Raw genomic sequence first — 519 nt, 5'->3', positions numbered from 1 at the left:
GGCATCGTGCTCACATGAGAAGTTTTTCTTCATCAGGCTACTCAGTTGTTTCTCCTCACGCACCTTACCTTTTGCAACATCTTTATCAAAAGTTTTGAGTGCACGTTCTCGTCCAGCTTGAGAGCGGATGAAGAGCCACTTTTGCGGAACATCTGCATAACCCTATCAATTAGGATAGTTGTTAATAATTTTATAGTACACTATCATTAAATAATAGGAGATTTAGAAATATGGCTAACCCAAAATTTTCAGATGAATTTAAAATGAATGCAATTAAATTGGCTAATAACAGAGGAGACCGGTCTCTGAAAGATGTAGCCAAAGAACTCAATATATCTAAAAGCTCTTTAGATGCTTGGCTTAGAAATCATAGAGAACAATTAAATCAGCTCTCTTCAGATAGTAGACAGTGGTCAGCTCAAGAAAAATTATTAGCCATTGCAGAATCTCATACTTTAACTGGCGAAGAACTCAGCCAATGGTGCCGTATGAAAGGCATTTTTGAACATCAATTAAAGT

At 36.6% G+C, this 519-nt stretch carries 1 protein-coding gene; it reads left to right on the top strand.

Annotated features, from left to right (window positions below; all coding sequences use genetic code 11):
• Positions 1 to 230: 230 nt before the first annotated feature.
• Positions 231 to 519, top strand: a 289-nt coding sequence (locus ACFFIT_RS02070; RefSeq protein WP_385875931.1) for a transposase, incomplete at its 3' end; no start/stop codon positions are given.

Source organism: Thorsellia kenyensis (genome assembly GCF_042432445.1).
GTDB classification, from domain to species: Bacteria; Pseudomonadota; Gammaproteobacteria; order Enterobacterales; family Thorselliaceae; genus Thorsellia; species Thorsellia kenyensis.
Note: the sequence above shows the minus strand (reverse complement) of the source record. Positions and strands in the feature narration are given on the sequence as shown.